This is a genomic window from Nocardia sp. NPDC051321 (assembly GCF_044455225.1).
Lineage (GTDB): Bacteria > Actinomycetota > Actinomycetes > Mycobacteriales > Mycobacteriaceae > Nocardia.
In genome coordinates this window covers 164,414-182,323 of sequence record NZ_JBITEM010000013.1, presented here as the reverse complement: position 1 = coordinate 182,323, position 17,910 = coordinate 164,414, and the positions used below count along the sequence as shown (strand labels likewise).

Sequence of the window (17,910 nt, the reverse complement as noted above, 5' to 3'; positions counted from 1 at the left end):
GATGACCTTGTCGATGTCGGCGAACTCGCCGACCGACCGGCGGCGGTGCGCACCGGCCGGCAGGATGGCCGCAAACGCCGTTGGCGCCAGCACAAGATCGACCGCCGCGAGGAACTCGTCGACGGCACCCTCGCCGCTGTCCGAGCACGCGGCTCCAATGCCGGGATGGACGAGATCGCCGCCGAGATCGGCGTCTCCAAAACCGTCCTCTACCGGTACTTCTCCGATAAGAACGACCTGGTCCACGCGACCATGCAGCGGTTCATCGAGACCACCCTGATGCCGCGGGTCTACGGCGCGATCAGCCTGGACGCGGACGAGTATCAATTGGTCCGTTCGGCGCTGGCCGAGTATGTCGGCACCGTCGACGAGGACCCCGAGGTCTACCGCTTCATCATGGGCAACGGCTCGGCCGATCAATCCTCGCTCGCCGAATTCGAGAAGCTCTTCGCCGAGGTGGTGGCCGCGGTCATCATCGACCGCGCGACGGAAAAGGGCATCCAGACCGACGGCGCGATGCTCTGGTCCTACGTGCTGGTCGGCGGCATCCAGTTGGCCACGCACTGGTGGACCACCAACAAGACCATGTCCCGCGAAGCGGTGATCGACTACCTGACCATGATGGCCTGGAGCGCGATCGACGGGATGGCGCGTGCTAACGGCTCCGCCGAGGTGTTCAACGCGCAGTCGCACGTGCTGCCCGCACCCGGCGCGAACTCGGCTAACTGATCAATCGCCCGACTCCAGGGGTGCTAGCTGGGGTGCTAGCAAAAGTGTGACGAGGGGCTCGACTTTGCCGCGAGGTTGGCTACTCTGAACCCGAGCGGTGCGCCCGGTGGGCCGCGTCACCGCCCCGCGCACTGGCACCAATGGAGGTACCTCGATGGCGAAGCAAGTACCGACCTCCCGGCTTGCTCGTGGCACCAAACTCGGTGCCGTCGCAGCCGGCTCGGTTATCCGCACGCAACGTGCGCGGCTGTCGATGCGGGGCAGATCCGAGGCCGTCCGCGCGAAAATGGCCGAGGAGTCCATGATTCGCACCACCGAGCAGGTGGTCATGGTGCTCGGCACCATGAAGGGCGTGGCCATGAAGCTCGGGCAGATGATGTCCGTGCTGGACATGGACCTGGTGCCGGAGGCCCATCGCGAACGGTTCCAGAAGCGACTCGCCGTGTTGCGCAACGCCGCACCGTCGGTGTCGTTCGAGTCGATGCGCCAGGTGATCGAGGACGATTTCGGCCAGCCGATCAGCGCGATCTTCGCCCAGTTCGAGGCCGAGCCGATCGCGGCCGCCTCCATCGGGCAGGTCTACCGCGGCACGCTGCACGACGGCAGGCAGGTCGCGGTCAAGGTGCAGTACCCGGGCATCGACGCCGCGGTACGCGCGGACCTGAAGAACCTGGCCATGTTCCGCCGGGTGCTGCAATCGGCGATGCCGTGGGTCACCCCCGCCGTGCTCGACGAGCTGCGGCTCAATATGGAGAGCGAACTCGACTACCAGGCCGAGGCCAACACCCAGCTACAGATCGCCGAGCTCTACGCCGGGCATCCGTTCATCGTGGTGCCGCGCTCGATGCCGGAGCTCAGCACCACCCGGGTGCTGGTCAGCGAATACGTGGCAGGCAAGGGATTCGAGGAAATCCGGCAGCTGCCCGACGCCGAGCGCGACCGGATCGGCGAGATCATCTACCGCTTCTACGTCGGTTCGCTGTTCACCTTCAACGAATTCTGCGGCGACCCGCATCCGGGAAACGTGTTGCTCGCCGACGACGGCAAGGTCGCCTTCCTCGACTTCGGGCTGTTCAACCGGATGGACCCGGACCACGTGCAGTTCGAGCTGACCTGCCTGCGCGCGGCCGCCGAGGATCGAGCCGAGGACCTGCGGGAGTTGATGATCCAGCGCGGCGTGATCGACTCGCCGGCGGAGATCGGCGCCGAGGAATGCCTGGAATACGTGCTCGCCGCGTCCGAATGGTGTCTGATCGACGAGGATCTGACGATCACCCCGGAGCTGGCCAGCGGCGCGTTCCTGCTCGCGGTGGACCCGAGGGCCAGCGAGTTCGCCGGGATGAAGCAGCAGAATCTGCCGCCGGAGCATCTGTTCTCCCGCCGCGCCGATTTCCTCACCTTCGGCATGCTCGGTCAGCTCGGCTGCACCGCGAACTGGCATCAGATCTCCCGCGAATGGCTCTACGACGAGCCGCCCGTCACCGAGCTCGGTAAGACACACCACGCGTGGCTGGCCGAGCACCCGCCTGTCGCGCCGAAGAAGCCGCGCACCAGGGTCAAGAAAGTCCCCAAACCAAGCCCCGATGCGTAACCGCAGAAACGGAAAGACCATGGCAGACAATCGCGAGTTCGACCTCATTCTTTTCGGCGCAACGGGTTTCGTTGGCAAGCTGACCGCGCAGTACCTGCTCACCGCCGCCCCAGAGGCGGCGCGCATCGCGCTGGCCGGGCGCTCGCTGGACAAGCTCACCAAGGTCCGCACCGAGCTCGGTCCGGCCGCAGCGGGCTGGGGGTTGGTGGTCGCCGATTCCACCGACGAGGCCGCGCTCGCCGCGTTGGCCGCGCGGACCAAGGTCGTGGTCACCACGGTCGGCCCGTACCTGCGCTACGGGTTGCCGCTGGTCGCCGCCTGTGCGAAGGCGGGCACCCACTACGCCGACCTCACCGGTGAGCCGCTGTTCATCCGGGACGCGATCGACCGGTACCACGAGCAGGCCGTCGCGACCGGCGCGAAGATCGTGAATTCCGCTGGGTACGACTCGATTCCGTCGGACCTGAGCGTGTACCAGCTGTACAAGCGTTCGCTCGAGGACAACACCGGCGAGCTGGAGGAGACCACGCTGGTCGCGTCGCTCAAGGGCGGCGTCAGCGGCGGCACCATCGACTCCGGCCGGGCGATGATGGAGGCGATCGCCGCCGACCCGAAGAAGGGATCGGTGCTCTCGCACCCGTATTCGCTGAGCCCGGACAAGACGATGGACCCCGACGTCGGCCGTCAGTCGGACCAGGCGCTGGCGCGGGCCAACACCATCGACCCGAGCCTCGACGGCTGGGTGAGCACGTTCGTCATGGCACAGCACAACACCAAGATCGTGCGCCGGACCAACGGCCTGCTCGGCTGGGTGTACGGCAAGAACTTCCGCTACCGCGAGGTGATGAGCGCGGGCAAGTCGCCCGCCGCGCCGCTGGTCGCCGCGGGTATCGCGGGCGGCATCGTCGCGGGCATGGCGACGGGTGCGGTGCTGTCCCGGGTGTCGGTCGGCCGCAAGCTGCTCGATCGGGTGCTGCCCAAGCCGGGCACCGGACCGAGCGAAAAAGCCCGCGACAGTGGCTGGTTCGCGATGAAGACGTTCACCCGTACCTCGTCGGGCGCCAAGTACGTGGCGACCTTCTCGGGCCAGGGCGACCCCGGCTACAAGGCGACCGCGGTGCTGCTCGGCGAGAGCGGTCTGTCGCTGGCCTTCGACACCGACAAGCAGCCCGAGCTGGCGGGCATCCTCACTCCCGGGGCCGCGATGGGCGACGCGCTCACCGAGCGGCTGCGGGCGGCGGGGATGACCATCGAGGTCGCGCGGGCCTGAAAGACGATGCGGCGGGCGGATTTCGGTGCGCGTTCACCGAGATCCGCCCCGCCCGCGACTGTGCACGACGAGGAGCACCGATGAACCTGGCGCGACGCACCATGAACCATCCCGCGCTGGCCGCGGTGTACGAGCGTGCTTGGCGGCCCGCACTGTTCTACCTGGCCAGCGGGCGCACGACGGAGTCCGATCGCCGCGACGCCGTCAGCACGCTGCGCCTCGGCGGTGCCAAGAAGGTGCTCGACATCGCCTGCGGGCCCGGCAATTTCACCCACCACCTGAGCACCGCGCTGACCGGTGACGGCTTCGCCATCGGCCTCGACTACTCGGAACCGATGCTGGCCCGCGCCGTCGCCGACAACACCGGCCCGCGCGTCGGCTATCTGCGCGGCGACGCCCGCGTACTCCCGTTCGCGGACGGCACCTTCGACGCGGTGTGCTGCTTCGGCGCGCTCTACCTGATCCCGGACCCGATCGGCGCCACCCGCGAAATGCTCCGGGTGCTCGCGCCGGGCGGCCGCATCGCGATCACCACCAGCTACCGCGCGGACAATCCGTTCGGCGACGTCAGCCGCGTCGTCGGCGGCTGGAGCGGCCTGCGAGTCTTCGACACCAGAACCTTCCCCGACCTCTTCGCCGCGGCGGGCCTGGTCGACATCGAACAGGACGTCCACCGCCTCCTGCAATACGTCAGCGCCACCCGCCCCGAGTAGTGCCGCCATCGGGGTCAGGGGCGGTTCAGCTGCCTGCGCTGCCGGTGGAGGGGCGGGCTCGGCGCAGGGCGCAGGCGGCTTGGTCGGCGTCCGGGCGGTCCGCACCGGAACGGGCGCAACCCTGCGAGGTGTAGCCCTCGGCGTTGTAGCCCTGCCGGTCGTAACCCCACCGGTCGTATCCGGAGTGGTTATAGCCGGATCGGTCGTAGCCCCACCTGTCGTAGCCCCATCGGTCGAAACCGAAGCGGTCATAACCGAAGGTGTCGAAGCCGTCGGGGCCGTAGCCGTCATCGGGATCTTGCGGCTTCGGGAAGGAAGGGGTCGTGACGGGTGGTTCGGTGGTCACCGGTGGCGTGGTGACCGGTGGTTCGGTGGTTACCGGCGGGGTGGTGACCGGTGGAGCGGTGGTTACCGGGGGCGCGGTGGTGATCGGCGGGGCCGTGGTTATCGGCGGGGCCGTAGTGATCGGCGGGGCCGTGGTTACCGGCGCGGCGGTGGTGGGCGCGGTGGAACTCTGATCGGGGGTGGCGAATGCCGGTATAACGAGCGTTGCGGGAGCAAGCACCAACGTTCCGGCCACGGCGGCCAGCAAAACCGACTGCCGAACCGTGCGCGGTCTTCTCCTCCATTGCGACATAGTCAAACCTCCATCGATGAACGAGTGCGCTCACCGCACCCCAGTCTCTATCGACCGAATGTCCGATTTCGATACGCAATAGTGACTTTTCCGGCCGCCCTACTTTCATGGGCTTGCCGGATCAAGCGGTCGCGACTAGGCCGCCGACGGAGTGGGCCGGTCAGCGATCGATGCGCACGAGTTGTGCTGGCGCGCAGGGAATTGCCCGCGGTTTCGGGTGCGGCAGGTCGAACAGTGCGCGGCCGGTGCGACTATCAGTGATTCACAACCAGGTCGGCTTGGCGGTGGGCGCGATGGTGTCGGAGATCTGCGCGACGAGTTGCCAGGGTCGCTGTGTGTCGGTGGTCGCCTTGCCGCTGGTCAGGATGGCTCCGGACAGGCCGCGGGCCGGGTCGGCCCAGCCGTACTGGGTGGTCAGTCCGCTGCGGCCGAAGTGTGTCTGGGTGTTGCGTCCGAACTTCGATCGGCGCCCGCCCAGTTCGAAACCGGCGCGGCTCACCCGTCCGGCGAGGCCTGGGATCCGGTTGGCCGGTTGTATCGCATCGCGCAAGGTGCTCGCCCGCATGATCCGGACGCCGTCGAGTTCCCCACCGCGCGCGAGGATTTCGTAGAAGCGCGACAGTTCGAATGCGGTGGTGACCAGATTGCCAGACGGGAGTTCGGCGGTGAGGAAGCTGCGGGTCGCGGCATCGGAGACCGCCCCGCTCATCCCGCCACCGAGCGCCTTGCGCGCCAGAAACTTCGAGATGCGTGACGGCCCGGGCCCGGTCTTCACCCCGGCGACGACCTGGTCGACATCCTCGGCCCGTACCCCGAAGTTGTTCCAGCGGAACCCCAATGGGTCGAGCACCTGCTCGGCGAGGTGCTCGCGCATTCGTTTCCCGGTCGCCCGCTGCACCAGCAGCCGTTGGATCAGCCCACTCGTCATCGCGTGATAAATCCGGAATCGTCCCGGCGGCCAACTGGGCACCAGGTCGGCCAATCCTCGCACGGCCAATTCCTCGTCGACCACCAACTCGAACCCCTTATAGGGCGGCGTGACAAACGGCACGCCCGCCGAATGCGACAGCACCTGGCCGATGGTGACGCGCTCCTTTCCATTGGCCGCGAACTCCGGAATGTACTGGCACACCGGATCATCGAGCCGGAACGCACCCTGCTCGATCAGCATGAACATCAGTGCCGCCGCAACCCCTTTCGCGGTGGAGAACCCACAGAACGGCGTCTCCGGCGTCGCGAGCACCTTCACCGCATCCGCCGCGTCCCTCGGCGCATTTCCCCATCCGTGCCCGATGGCCCGGTTCAGCACAATCTTCCCGTCGCGTCGCAGGCACACCTGAATCGCGGGCGTCGTCCCCATCCGATACCAGTCCCGCACCGACTCCCACAGTGCGTCGACGGCTCGCGCCGACAGCCCGGCCGCCGCCGGATCGTCCTCGCCGCCCACCGTCGTCACCGAGTCCACGTCCTCGACAACCGTCACCAATGTGCTCGGGAGTGTGCTCATTTGCCCAGCATATCGACCTCGATCTGAGATCAGGATGAGAGAAATGCCCGCTCGCCGTGGACTCGGTCCCGCCGAGTTGGCACTCGGCGGGCACCCGATCAGTCCGGCTCGTCCTGGCCGGGCGGGGCGGCGGCGAGGTCGACCATGCGACGAAACATCCCCGGCGCCAGCGCGAATTCGAATTCGTTTCCGCCGCTTTCGAAGACGAAAGTCAAGTAGTCGTCTCGCTGGAGGGGTGCCCGCCGAACCGAGCAGTGCTCGTCGACGATCACCCAGCCACCGATGGTCAACTGATCGAACATCACGCCTCCCACCCTCGCCCTATGCCAGTGTCGAGGCGGACTATGCCATTCGGCGCGCGTGGGTGTCAATGCCGAAAAAGTGGCTATGACCTGCTGGAATACTCCTGTTGGAACTTCCACTCGTCCGGCGGGTGCACGATCTCGTCGAGCTGGAGCACCGCGCCGTCGGCGGTGTGCAGCGTGAGCTGATAGACCAGCACCGCCGCCGGCCTGGCCAGCCCGAGCTGGCGCCGCTCGTCGGCGGTGGCGAGCCGGGCGCCGACCCGATCGCGCAGATAGGCCACCCGGCGGTCGGTCACCGATTCGAGGTAGCGCAGCGTGCCATCGGAGAGCCGCTCGGCGCGCAGCAGGCGGGGCGCGACCGCGGCGAGGTCGCCCGCGAACCAGGAGGTCGCCAGCTCGGCGACGTGAGATCCGTTGCCGATCAACCTCTTCCGCATCAGCGCCGCACTCCCCCTCGGCAGGCCGAGTAGCTCGGCGACCTGGTCGGGCGCGGTGACGACCGCGGCTTCGAGCATGGTGATCGACGCGCTCTCGGCGTAGGCCGAACCGTATTTCGGCACCCGCTCACGCATGGCCGGACCGTCGGACCGGTCGACCACGTAGGTTCCGGAGCCGCGCCGCGACTGCACAATTCCCTGCTGCCGCAACGTATTCAGCGCCTTGGCCGCGGTCGGCCTTGCCACCTTCCACTGCGCGGCGAGCTCACGTTCGGACGGCACCTCGTCACCGGGCGCGAGCTCGCCGCGCTCGATCCGATCGCGGATGTACCCCGATATCCGCAGATATTTCGGCAGCACTTCGTCGATTTCAGGCACCGGTCGCCTCTCTGCGCACACCGCCTCAGGCCTGTAGGTGAGTGTAACAATCGTGCCCCACATCACAGCGGGAGCGCACGGCCAACCAGGTTCCGGCGGGCGTTACCGCCCGGTAGAGTGCCCACCCAGTACGGCGCTACGGACTGGACCAGCAGAGGGGGTTCCCAGATGGCGGTACCGGACACCGGGCAGGGGACGGCAAGACAACTGTACGCGGCGGCCACCGGCGCAGGCCGAGGTCAACTCTTCGAGCTGGCGCCCGACGTCGCCGAAAACCTCGCTGCCGCTTGCGACAAGCTGGTCGAGGACCTACACCACGCCATGGCCACCGGACATCTCATCACCGACGTGACGGGATTCCCGAATCTGCCGAGCGGACAAGGCCTTACTCGCGGCTTCGACGACAAGGGCGGGCAATACCTGGACACCCTCGCGGCCTTCCAGGAAACCGCGCTGCTCTTCAAGGCCGCCTATCTGGCTGCGGGCAAGAGATTCGCCGACGCCGAAGCCGCGAACAAGGCCGCCATCGAGCTGGTCGCCGAGCACCTAGAGGCCCGATGACCAAGCACCGAGACGGCTGAGGGGGCCGCCATGGCCGATCCCGCGGCCCGCGCGGCCGCCGAGACCATCCGCCGCGAACTGGCCGGATTAACCACCGGCGCAACCGATCCCGCCTACGCGCCGGATCGGGAACGCTTCGGTTCGTATAGCCACCAAGAGATCTGGGACCTCGTCCACGAGGCACTGAACCCGGCCGCGCTCGGCCAGGCGTCGGCGGCCTGGCAGGCCAACGCGGACACCCTCGCCGAAGCGTTCCAAGCCTTTTCCGACGTCGCCAACCGGGAATTCGCGCACTGGTCGGGCCGCGCCGCCGACGCCGCGTTGCGGGCCACTAGGGAGTTCGTCCGCGCCGGTACCGCGGCACACGAGGTATGCCGCACCGTTGCGCGCTTGATGGAGTTGAATTGCGATGCCGCGCAAACGATCCGGGCCGCCATCCCGCCGCCGTTACCGTACCGGCCGCTGGACGACCCGGCGGCCGAGGCGGTCTACGGCGGCAAACGGCGGATGGCGCACGACAGTGCCGCGGCCGATATCGAGGCCGATGTCCGGGACACCATGACCTACGTCTACGCCCCGACCATGCCCGCCACCGGCAACCGTGTGCCGCGCTTCACCCCGCCCCCCGACGGACCGCGGCCCGCGAGCGACGGGGGCGCCGCACAGTGAAATGGGTGCTCACCCCGGACGAGTTCTCACACGTCTGGGAAAACGAAACCAGCCTCGACCGCAGGCCGTACCCAGTCAACATGGTGCCTGCCGCTACCGTGCGCACCGAATCCGAGTACGCCGCACTGCGTTTGCCGCAGCGCTTCGCCCGCCAGGCCGACCCGGATCTGGCCGCCGCGCTCATGCTGTGCGGCCGTTCCGACGCCACCACCATCACCGTTTCCGGCGACCGAGGCACGACCCCGCGCAACGGCACCGGCGCGGACACCGAACGCATCCTGGCCTTCGCCGCGGTGGTGCACAATCACGCGGGCATCCTGGTCGCCACCCCCGACAAGGTGACGGTGCTGATGTGCCATGCCAGGCAGGTCGGCGAGCGCCTGGTGCAGATCATCGGCCCGGCCCAGCCGGGCAAGCTCGGCACCATGCGCGAACCGCAGGACGCGGTGCTCGGCCCGGACCGCGACGAGCAGTTCCTCACCAACGGCCATCGCGCCGCCGCCCGCTTCCGCCAGACCCTGCGCAAGCCGGTCGACGGGCGCGGGTTCCTGACGGTCACCGTGGAGCCGGACAATCCGATGTCGCCGCCGACCCGGCACCGCACCTGGCTCGATTTCACCGGCGACGGGCGCTACCTGCTGACCACGTCGCAGGACCTCATCCTCACCCCGGTCTCCGACGACGACTTCGCGGCCCAGCTGATCAGTCTCGCGCACATCCGCTGAGCCGGGTCCCCGCTGTGGTAGTTGTGGGAGATGGCGAAGAAGCAGTGGTCCGTGCCTGCCACCGAGGCACTCCGAGCCGATGGATTGCGGATCGCCGACCTGGACACCAACGGCACGCCCGGCTTCAAGGGCGACAAGGCGGCAGGCCAGGCATTGCTTGCCGAACGCACCGAGGTGCTCTCGGCGCTGCAGGAACGGCTCTACGCCAATGGGCGGTCCGGTGATTCGCGCAGCGTGCTGCTTGTGCTGCAGGGCATGGACACCGCGGGCAAGGGCGGCATCGTCCGGCACGTCATCGGCTCGGTCGACCCGCAGGGCGTCGACCATCACGCGTTCGGCGTGCCCACCGAGGAGGAGAAGAGCCACCACTTCCTGTGGCGCATCCGCAAGGCGCTGCCGCGCGGCGGGCAACTCGGCGTGTTCGACCGCTCGCACTACGAGGACGTGCTGGTGGTGCGGGTGCACGAGCTCGTCCCCAAAAAGGAGTGGGAGCCGCGCTACGACGAGATCAACACCTTCGAGCGGGAACTCGTCGACGAGGGCACCACGGTGGTGAAGGTGGCCATGTTCGTCTCGCTCGACGAACAGAAGAAGCGGCTGATGGAACGGCTGGAACGTCCGGACAAATACTGGAAGTTCAATCCGTCCGACATCGACGAGCGCGCTTACTGGCCTGCCTATCAAGAGGCCTATCAGGCCATGCTGGACCGCACCAACACCGATTACGCACCGTGGTACGTGATTCCGACCGACCGCAAGTGGTTCGCCCGCCTCGCGATCACCGAACTGCTCATCGACGCGCTGGACCGACTCGACCTCCAATGGCCCGAGGCGAAATTCGACGTCGAAGAGCAGAAGCGCCGCCTCGCCGACGCCTGACGCCGTTACACCAGCGGCCGCACCTCCTCGGCGACAAAGCGGATGAAGGCTTCGGGGTCCGGCTCGTCCGCGGTCGGCTGGATGATGACGGTAGCCGCGCCTGCTTCGGCCAATCGCTGGACGGCGGCAGCCACCGCGTGCGCGTCCCCGGCGACGCCCGCCCCCGGCGCATGGTCGGGCGTCCGTTCGGCGGCGAGCCTGGCCTCGGCGCCGGGACCCGTCACCGCGAGCAGACTCGCGACGAGCACGTGCTCGTCGGTGCGCCCCGCCGCGGCGCGTCCCTCGTCGATCAGCACCCGCGCGGCACGGACTCCGTCGGCGTCGGTGATCGAATCCAGCAGCGTCCCATCGGCATGCGACCCACACAGGCGAATCGACCGCGGACCCCGCGCACCGGCATAGATCCGCGGCGGCGCGAGCGGCGGCCAATCGAGCGCCACCTCGTCGAGCCGCACATAGCGACCGGAGGTGGTGACTCGTTTGCCCGCGAGCAACGCGCGCAACGCGTCCAGGTATTCGCCGAGCAACGTGACTGGGGAATCGACCCGCGCGCCGACCTGCCCCATCCAGTCCTGCACGCCATGGCCGACACCGAGCAGCAGCCGCTCAGGGAACAGCCGGTCGAGAGTGGCGGCTTCCATCGCCGTCAGCGCCACATTCCGCAGCGGCACCGGCAACAGTCCGATACCAACCCGCAGCCGCTCGGTCCAGGCCAGAACCGCTGCGGCACTGGCTATTCCACTCTCCAGGAAGCAGTCCTCCCAGAGCCACAGCTGGTCGAGCCCGGCCGCCTCCGCGGTACGGGCCACGGCGCGCAGCCGCTCGGGCGGATTCTGTGGACGAAATACGGCGCCGAGGACAGTCACCCGACCATTCCTACCCGGTAGGTACGACATCCGGGCGATACCCACGGCCACGTCGGCGCCCGATATTTCGGAATCTCTCAGGTTCACCCACGATGATGTCGCCGTGGCCCGACAACGCGGGGATCAGTTTCCAGCTCTACGATCGTGGCGGCAGGTACCGGCAGGCGAGCGAAAGGCGTGGTGAACGCACGGTGAGCAAGAATCCGGGTGGGAAGAAGAACCCGCTGCTGGCGGCGGATCGCAGCGAGCGCAACCGCAAGATCTTCATTCAGGTGGCGGTGGCCGCCGTATTGATCGCGCTGATCGCGGCGATCGGCATCGGCGTCGCGGTGAAGAAGGCCCGCAAGGACGACCCCGGCGCCAGCCCGGCGATTCCGGCGGCCGTGAACCAGAACGCCGCGGGCATTACCGGCACGATCACCGACAACGGTTCGATCCGCATCGGCAAGCCCGACGCGAAGGTGACCGTCCGGGTCGTCGCCGACCTGCAGTGCCCCGCGTGCAAGGGGTTCGAGGCCGCCAACTCCCAGGTGCTCGACGAGAACGTGAAGAACGGCACCGTCGCGGTCGAGTACAACGTGATCGCGTTCCTGGACAAGGCGTCGACCACCCGCTACTCGACCCGCGCGGCGAACGCCTCGTACTGCGTCGCCGAGGCGGACCCGACCAAGTACATGGCCTGGCTTACCTCGATGTTCGCCCAGCAGCCCGCCGAGGGTGGCGCGGGCCTGCCCAACGACAAGCTGGTCCAGATCGCCAAGGACGCGGGCTACCCGGATTCGGTGGCGAGCTGCATCACGGATGTGAAGTACGACAAGTACATCCAGGCTCGCACCGATGACGTGCTCAAGAACGGCATCAAGTCGACCCCGTCGGTCTTCGTCAACGGCAAGCAGATCCAGTCGAGCCAGGAGCTTATGGGCCCCGGCGGCCTCGCACCGGTGATCGCCGCCGCCACGGCGCAGTGATCAAGGCCGTCCCGCCCCGGGCCGCCTGGATACTGCTCCTTGGCGGGCTGGCGGGCTGGCTGGCCGCGGTGGCGCTGACCATCGAACGGTTCAAGCTGTTCACCGATCCGGGCTATACCCCCTCGTGCAGCATCAATCCGATCCTGTCCTGCGGGTCGGTGATGGTGACCGACCAGGCTGCGGTCTTCGGGTTCCCGAACCCGCTCATCGGCATCGTCGGCTTCTCCGTGCTGGTCACCCTCGCGGTGCTGTCGGTGGCCGGGGTGGGGTTGCCGCGCTGGATCTGGGGCGGGCTGTGGCTCGGGCTGCTGCTCGGTGTCGGGTTCATCGGCTGGCTGATCTTCCAGAGCCTGTACCGGATCAACGCGCTGTGCCCGTACTGCATGGTGGTGTGGGCGATCATCACCCCGCTGCTCGCCGTGGTCACCGAGCAGCTCTGGGGCGGGTCACGCGGCCCGCTGCGCATCCTCGCGGAGTGGCGGTGGACCCTCGTCGCGCTGTTCTACGCGGTGGTGCTGCTGCTGATCTTCCTGCGGTTCCAGGATTACTGGCTGTCGCTGGTCTGAGTTCGGTGCGCCGAGCGCTAGTTCGGCGTGCCGAGCGCGAGCACGACGGTGACCGTGCGCCGGGCGCCCGCGGGATCGAGGATTTCGAGTCGGATCGTGTCGTCGGGCTTGTGCACGTTGATCGCCGCGTGCAGCGCGCGGGCCGAGCCGATCGGGTGCCCGTCCACCGAGGTGATCACCTCGCCGTTGGTCAGCCCGGCCGCGTAGGCCGGTAGCCCGTAGACCGCCATATCGATCCGTGCCCCACTGGTTTTCGCGTCGGTGGTCAACACGCCGAGGGTCGCGGTCGGCCCGATGTGCACGGTCTCGGTGGGTGTCCCGGAACGGATCTGCTGGACCACCCGCATAGCGGTGTCGATCGGCACCGCGTAACCGTTCGGCGGCCTGCTCACCGCGCGCGCCGCATCGCCCGACGCCGCGGCGATCACCCCGATCACCGCGCCCTCGCGATCGGCGAGCGCCCCACCGGATTGCCCGGAGGTGACCGCCGCGGCTACCTCGAGCATCCCGCTGAGCGGCTTGCGGGACAGGTCGGCGGAATTGAGCGCGACGATGGTGCTGTCCAGATCGGTCAGCGTGCCCTGGATCGCGGTCGGGGTGCCGCCGACCCCGCCCGCGTTGCCGATCGCCAGCACCTCGTCCCGCACCCGTGCGCCGGCCGAGCTGCCGATTCGAGCGGTCGGCAGGCCGGCCGCACCGGACAGCGCGAGCAGCGCGATATCGGCGTCGGAGTCGTAACCGAGCACGATGGCGTCGTAGTCACGCCCGTTGCCGACATCGGTGACGGTCACCGTGTCCGCGCCCTTGACCACGTGATGGCTGGTCAGCACCTGGCCGTCCGCGGTGAGCACGATGCCGGAACCGGCGGCGCCGAGCCCGAACGGCTTGGCCGAGGCGCTGATATCCACCAGCGCCGGGTCGACGGCGGCGGCGACGGCCACCGGATCGAGCGGCGGCGGTGCCTGCTCGACGATCGGCGCGGCGACCTCGCTCGCCCCGCTCGGCCATCCGGGCAACTCACCTCGATAACCGAGAAATCCGGCCACGGCAAGCAGCGCGGCGACGATCAACGCCAGCGCGCGGCCCCCAACCCGTTGCTCATTCATCGTTCTCCGCCTCGGTGCCTGCGAATTCCATTGTGGCCGGAGATCTTCACCGTAGATCACAAAACGGTCCGCTTCGCGCCGAAATACCCGCGCATCGGAAATTCAGGCATGTCCGTTATGCGTCATGTTTGGCAACTGACCGCATGCGGCGGTAGGCATGTATGCATGACAACTGCTGCCGCGTACGCCCTATCCGCTTCCGATGGCGCATTCGAGAAGGTGACGATCGAGCGCAGGGACCTCGGTCCGCGCGATGTGTTGATCGACGTCAAATACGCGGGCATCTGCCATTCCGATATTCACACCGCCCGCGACGAGTGGGGTGGCACCAAATACCCCGTTGTGCCCGGTCACGAGATCGCGGGTCTGGTCGCCGCGGTCGGATCCGAAGTGCGCAAATATCAGGTCGGCGACCGCGTCGGCGTCGGCTGCATGGTGAATTCCTGCGGTAAATGCGGGCCGTGTCTGGCCAATGAGGAGCAGTACTGCACCCGCGGCGCCACCATGACCTATAACACCCCGGTGGATCCGGCGGTCCAATCCAACGGTTACACGATGGGCGGCTACTCCACCCAGATCGTGGTGACCGAGAACTTCGTCGTCGGCATCCCCGAGGGTATCGGGCTCGACCAGGCCGCGCCGCTGCTGTGCGCGGGGGTCACCCTGTTCTCGCCGCTGCGGCACTGGAACGCCGGGCCGGGCAAGAAGGTCGCCATCATCGGCATGGGCGGGCTCGGGCACGTCGGGGTAAAGATCGCGGCCGCGCTCGGCGCCGAGGTCACCGTGCTCAGCCACTCGCTGAGCAAGCAGGAGGACGGCAAGCGGTTCGGCGCGAGCCACTACTACGCGACCAGCGACCGGCAGACCTTCCGCGACCTGCGCGGCAAGTTCGACCTCATCCTCAACACCGTCTCGGCCGATCTGCCGATCGATCACTACATGAAGCTGCTGAATCTCGACGGCACCCTGGTGATCCTCGGGCTTCCGGAAAACCCGATAAGCGTCAAGCCGTTCACCCTCGCGGGCTTCCGGCGCTCGCTGGCCGGTTCATCGATCGGCGGCATCGCGCAAACCCAGGAGATGCTGAACTTCTGCGCGGAGCACGGCATCGGCGCGGAGATCGAGGTGATCTCGGCCGACGAGATCGACGGCGCCTATGACCGCGTGGTGGCCAGCGACGTCCGCTACCGCTTCGTCATCGACGTCTCCACTATGTAAACTCCCCCGCCTCTCCGGGTATTCAGGCCAGATTTAGGTGCCGCGGCGGTGGCGTTGGCGACCGGCGGTGTGAGGGGGGATCGGGTTAGCCGGTGCCCGACGAGTTACCCATGTGCGATAGAAATCAGTTGTTGCGTAGGTCCTCCGGATGTGGGGCATATTCGGGGTCGCCGGGTACGTTGACGTGGTGCCTGCGGATGAAGATGACAACGCGACACGGCCTACGGATGCACCGGTGGCGCCCTCCGGCGAGGCCGTTGTCACCGCGGAGATGACTACCAGTCCGCCGCCGTGGCTGTTGCGGGCGTTCCTGCTCGCCGCTGCCACGGTGGCCGGGCTGTTCGCGGGGTTCTGGGCGCTGACCCGGCTGCAGGGTTTGCTGACGATTTTGCTGGTTTCGCTGTTCCTGGCGTTCGCCATCGAGCCAGCGGTGAACGCGCTCGCGCGGCGCGGGATGAAGCGCGGACTCGCCACGGGGGTGGTCTTTCTCGTCCTGGCCACCGTCGTCGTCGGCTTCTTCTGGGCGCTCGGCTCCTTGCTGATCGATCAGGTCACCACCCTGGTCAACAACGCGCCGCAGTACGCCGACCAAGGCATCGACTGGATCAACCGCACCTTCAAGACGAACCTGTCCGGCACCGATATCGAGAAATACACCAGCGGCTGGAGCAAGTACCTCGAGGGCGCGGCCGGAAACGCCTGGGATATCGGCACGCGCACGGTCGGTGTGGTCTTCCAGTCGCTCGGCGTGCTGCTGTTCACCTACTACTTCGCCGCCGACGGCCCGCGTTTCCGCAACGCCGTGTGTTCGCTGCTGCCGCCGCGCAGGCAACGACATGTGTTGCGCGCCTGGGATATCGCGGTGGAGAAGACCGGCGGCTACATCTACTCGCGTGGATTGCTCGCGCTCGCGTCGACCATCGCGCACTATGTCGCGTTGCGGGTGCTCGATGTGCCGTCGGCCTTCGCGCTCGCGCTGTGGGTCGGTGTCGTCTCGCAGTTCATCCCGACGGTCGGCACCTACCTGGCCGGCGCGCTGCCGGTCATCGTCGCGCTGGTGCACAGCCCCTCCGACGCGCTGTGGATCCTCGGTTTCATCGTGGTGTACCAGCAGTTCGAAAACTATGTGCTGCAACCGAGAATCACCGCGACCACGCTGGACATGCACCCGGCGGTCGCCTTCGGCGCGGTGCTGGCGGGCGCGGCCCTACTCGGCGCGACCGGTGCCCTGCTTGCCATTCCGGTCACCGCGACCGTGCAGGCCTTCGCCGGGGCCTACATCCGGCGCTATGAGGTGCAGACCGATGTCGACCACGACGCGCCGCTGCCGCCGCCACCGCCGAAGCCCCATCGAAAGTGGGCCCGCCAGTTGACCATTCGGTTCACCGGCGCAGATCGGCCGACGGGCGAGTAGCCGCGCACCGGCGCAGCCGCTCGATCAGCGCCAGCGTGACCCTGCCCAGCTGCGCGCGACTGTGCTGCGCGGTGTCGTGCTCGACCTGGATGGTGAGCCGATCACCGACGGTGAAGACGGTGAGCTTCGGCGGCATGCCCGGACCCATCGCGTAGACGTCGTCGCGCACGTGCCGGACACCCGCCGGTGTCGAATGTGCGGGTAGGCGACCGATATTGGATATGGCCAGCGTGGGTGGAGCCGCGAACACCGCGGCTGTCGCCGGATCTGTGACGCGCTGTGCGGCCAGCAGGAATCGGCCCGCGTCGTGCCGTGCCGCGGCGGCCCGCATGCCCGCGGCCACCAGCAGACCAAGGCCGATCGGGCTCTGGTCCGGCCCGACCTCCGCCGAGGTGCCGACACCCGACGCGAAATTCACCATCGTGTGCGCGGGCACCGGCGGCGACAGCTCGTCGCGGACGTCCACCGCGTGCCCGCAGATCATCGGCAGCGCACCGGTGGCCGGGTCGAGCTCCGTCCGGAAAGCGGCCAGCGCGGCGCCGGCGAGCAAGCTGTTGACCGAGATGCCTTGCGCACGAGCGGAATCGACCAGCTCGCCGGTTTCGCCTGCGTCCAACTCGATGCGCCGCACCGCGAAGCGGCCGAGCGGATCGGCGCCGATGCCGTCCCCGTCGCCGGGCAACTGACGTGGGGCCGCCGCGGGGTCGATCATCGTCACGCCCGCGCGGGCGAGCTCCAGGAACTCGGCCACTTCGGCATCGGAAAATACCTCGGCCAGCCGGGTATCCATGGCCGCGGGCAACGACTGGTCCGAATCATCAACCGGCAGTATCCTTCCCGTGCTGTGTGCGGTGTAACGCCGCCACAGCTCCGCGAGCAGCGCGAAAGCCGATCGGCCATCGGCAATTCCGTGATGGATGATCAGCACGAGCTGCTGGCGCTCGCCCGCGCGGAACAACTCGGCGCGGAACAACCCGTCGGTCCAGTCGCGCGGACCGTTCACCAGCCGCAGATAGTCGGCTTCGTCGCCGTCCGCGATGTTCAGGCGCGGGCGATAGTCGTCGTCACGGCGGAAGTGCATCGTGCCGTCGGCCTCGGTCACCACCTTGCTGCGCAGCAACGGATGGCCGGCGGCCAGTTCGCCGAGCACCCGGCGCAGCACTTCGGGATCCAGCGCACCGTGCACGGTCGAGCCGATGTACAGCGGCATGCCACCGGTCGGCACGCTGCCGAGCTTGGTATCGGTACCGAAGAAGGTGGATTCGAAGGGGGAAATAGGTCGCTGTGCGGTCATGCCTCGACCATACGCACGTTTCAAACAACTGTCACAAACAATTGTTTGAAACGTATGTCACAAACACACGTATGCCT

At 67.8% G+C, this 17,910-nt stretch carries 20 protein-coding genes; 13 read left to right on the top strand and 7 right to left on the bottom strand.

Going from position 1 to position 17,910, the window contains the following annotated elements; translation table 11 throughout:
- Nucleotides 1–45: 45 nt before the first annotated feature.
- From ACIA8C_RS30500 to ACIA8C_RS30485, 4 genes are all read left to right on the top strand, one after another.
- Entirely contained in the window at nucleotides 46–729 is a 684-nt protein-coding gene (locus ACIA8C_RS30500) for a TetR/AcrR family transcriptional regulator (RefSeq protein WP_397140656.1), read from the top strand.
- 154 nt (nucleotides 730–883) lie between these two features.
- Nucleotides 884–2,320, top strand: coding sequence for an ABC1 kinase family protein (locus tag ACIA8C_RS30495; RefSeq protein ID WP_397140654.1), 1,437 nt, complete (start codon nucleotides 884–886; stop codon nucleotides 2,318–2,320).
- Nucleotides 2,321–2,339: 19 nt separating this feature from the next.
- Nucleotides 2,340–3,590: a saccharopine dehydrogenase family protein gene (locus ACIA8C_RS30490; protein WP_397140652.1), complete on the top strand. Its 1,251-nt coding sequence runs from the start codon at nucleotides 2,340–2,342 to the stop codon at nucleotides 3,588–3,590.
- Nucleotides 3,591–3,670: 80 nt separating this feature from the next.
- Nucleotides 3,671–4,303 carry a class I SAM-dependent methyltransferase gene (locus tag ACIA8C_RS30485; RefSeq protein WP_397140650.1) on the top strand — a complete coding sequence of 211 codons (633 nt, stop codon included), beginning with the start codon at nucleotides 3,671–3,673 and terminating at the stop codon, nucleotides 4,301–4,303.
- A 25-nt stretch (nucleotides 4,304–4,328) separates the two neighbouring features.
- Here ACIA8C_RS30485 and ACIA8C_RS30480 read toward each other — a convergent pair whose 3' ends face one another.
- The gene (locus ACIA8C_RS30480) at nucleotides 4,329–4,649 is read right to left on the bottom strand and encodes a hypothetical protein (RefSeq protein WP_397140648.1); all 321 of its coding nucleotides are present in this window, start codon (nucleotides 4,647–4,649) and stop codon (nucleotides 4,329–4,331) included.
- Here ACIA8C_RS30480 and ACIA8C_RS30475 point away from each other — a divergent pair.
- Nucleotides 4,627–4,821 carry a hypothetical protein gene (locus ACIA8C_RS30475; protein ID WP_397140647.1) on the top strand — a complete coding sequence of 65 codons (195 nt, stop codon included), beginning with the start codon at nucleotides 4,627–4,629 and terminating at the stop codon, nucleotides 4,819–4,821. The two genes, ACIA8C_RS30480 and ACIA8C_RS30475, sit on opposite strands and share 23 nt — an antisense overlap.
- Nucleotides 4,822–5,202: 381 nt before the next feature.
- Here the strand turns inward: ACIA8C_RS30475 and ACIA8C_RS30470 are convergent, their stop codons facing one another.
- The 3 genes from ACIA8C_RS30470 to ACIA8C_RS30460 form a co-directional block, all read right to left on the bottom strand.
- The gene (locus ACIA8C_RS30470) at nucleotides 5,203–6,447 is read right to left on the bottom strand and encodes a serine hydrolase (RefSeq protein ID WP_397140646.1); all 1,245 of its coding nucleotides are present in this window, start codon (nucleotides 6,445–6,447) and stop codon (nucleotides 5,203–5,205) included.
- Nucleotides 6,448–6,545: 98 nt separating this feature from the next.
- Nucleotides 6,546–6,749 carry a hypothetical protein gene (locus ACIA8C_RS30465; protein WP_397140644.1) on the bottom strand — a complete coding sequence of 68 codons (204 nt, stop codon included), beginning with the start codon at nucleotides 6,747–6,749 and terminating at the stop codon, nucleotides 6,546–6,548.
- Nucleotides 6,750–6,832: 83 nt separating this feature from the next.
- Nucleotides 6,833–7,567 carry a GntR family transcriptional regulator gene (locus tag ACIA8C_RS30460; RefSeq protein ID WP_397140642.1) on the bottom strand — a complete coding sequence of 245 codons (735 nt, stop codon included), beginning with the start codon at nucleotides 7,565–7,567 and terminating at the stop codon, nucleotides 6,833–6,835.
- Nucleotides 7,568–7,735: 168 nt separating this feature from the next.
- On the opposite strand from ACIA8C_RS30460, the gene ACIA8C_RS30455 reads away from it, so the two are divergent.
- Genes ACIA8C_RS30455 through ACIA8C_RS30440 form a run of 4 tightly spaced genes read left to right on the top strand, consistent with a single transcriptional unit; the run spans nucleotide 7,736 to nucleotide 10,401 of the window.
- A complete protein-coding gene (locus ACIA8C_RS30455; protein WP_397140639.1) occupies nucleotides 7,736–8,128 on the top strand; it encodes a hypothetical protein in 393 nt (130 codons plus the stop codon).
- Between the two features lie 30 nt (nucleotides 8,129–8,158).
- Nucleotides 8,159–8,797: a hypothetical protein gene (locus tag ACIA8C_RS30450; protein ID WP_397140636.1), complete on the top strand. Its 639-nt coding sequence runs from the start codon at nucleotides 8,159–8,161 to the stop codon at nucleotides 8,795–8,797.
- 5 nt (nucleotides 8,798–8,802) lie between these two features.
- A complete protein-coding gene (locus tag ACIA8C_RS30445; protein WP_397140634.1) occupies nucleotides 8,803–9,522 on the top strand; it encodes an ESX secretion-associated protein EspG in 720 nt (239 codons plus the stop codon).
- 30 nt (nucleotides 9,523–9,552) lie between these two features.
- Nucleotides 9,553–10,401, top strand: coding sequence for a polyphosphate kinase 2 family protein (locus ACIA8C_RS30440; RefSeq protein ID WP_397140632.1), 849 nt, complete (start codon nucleotides 9,553–9,555; stop codon nucleotides 10,399–10,401).
- A gap of 5 nt (nucleotides 10,402–10,406) precedes the next feature.
- On the opposite strand, the gene ACIA8C_RS30435 is transcribed toward ACIA8C_RS30440, so the two are convergent.
- The gene (locus ACIA8C_RS30435; protein WP_397140630.1) at nucleotides 10,407–11,267 is read right to left on the bottom strand and encodes an LLM class flavin-dependent oxidoreductase; all 861 of its coding nucleotides are present in this window, start codon (nucleotides 11,265–11,267) and stop codon (nucleotides 10,407–10,409) included.
- A 92-nt stretch (nucleotides 11,268–11,359) separates the two neighbouring features.
- Between ACIA8C_RS30435 and ACIA8C_RS30430 the strand changes: the two genes are divergently transcribed.
- Together ACIA8C_RS30430 and ACIA8C_RS30425 are read left to right on the top strand one after the other, a co-directional pair.
- Nucleotides 11,360–12,235 (top strand): DsbA family protein, encoded by an 876-nt coding sequence (locus ACIA8C_RS30430; RefSeq protein WP_397140627.1) that lies wholly within the window; start codon nucleotides 11,360–11,362, stop codon nucleotides 12,233–12,235.
- Complete coding sequence (locus tag ACIA8C_RS30425; protein WP_397140868.1) at nucleotides 12,235–12,801, top strand: vitamin K epoxide reductase family protein; 567 nt, start codon at nucleotides 12,235–12,237, stop codon at nucleotides 12,799–12,801. The genes ACIA8C_RS30430 and ACIA8C_RS30425 overlap by 1 nt, the downstream gene beginning before the upstream one ends.
- Before the next feature lie 17 nt (nucleotides 12,802–12,818).
- Here the strand turns inward: ACIA8C_RS30425 and ACIA8C_RS30420 are convergent, their stop codons facing one another.
- The gene (locus ACIA8C_RS30420) at nucleotides 12,819–13,907 is read right to left on the bottom strand and encodes a S1C family serine protease (RefSeq protein WP_397140625.1); all 1,089 of its coding nucleotides are present in this window, start codon (nucleotides 13,905–13,907) and stop codon (nucleotides 12,819–12,821) included.
- 165 nt (nucleotides 13,908–14,072) lie between these two features.
- Here ACIA8C_RS30420 and ACIA8C_RS30415 point away from each other — a divergent pair, with 165 nt between their 5' ends.
- The gene (locus tag ACIA8C_RS30415) at nucleotides 14,073–15,125 is read left to right on the top strand and encodes an NAD(P)-dependent alcohol dehydrogenase (protein WP_397140623.1); all 1,053 of its coding nucleotides are present in this window, start codon (nucleotides 14,073–14,075) and stop codon (nucleotides 15,123–15,125) included.
- A 235-nt stretch (nucleotides 15,126–15,360) separates the two neighbouring features.
- Nucleotides 15,361–16,539 (top strand): AI-2E family transporter, encoded by a 1,179-nt coding sequence (locus tag ACIA8C_RS30410; protein ID WP_397140620.1) that lies wholly within the window; start codon nucleotides 15,361–15,363, stop codon nucleotides 16,537–16,539.
- On the opposite strand, the gene ACIA8C_RS30405 is transcribed toward ACIA8C_RS30410, so the two are convergent.
- Entirely contained in the window at nucleotides 16,508–17,833 is a 1,326-nt protein-coding gene (locus tag ACIA8C_RS30405; RefSeq protein WP_397140618.1) for a hypothetical protein, read from the bottom strand. The genes ACIA8C_RS30410 and ACIA8C_RS30405 overlap by 32 nt on opposite strands.
- Nucleotides 17,834–17,910: the final 77 nt, after the last annotated feature.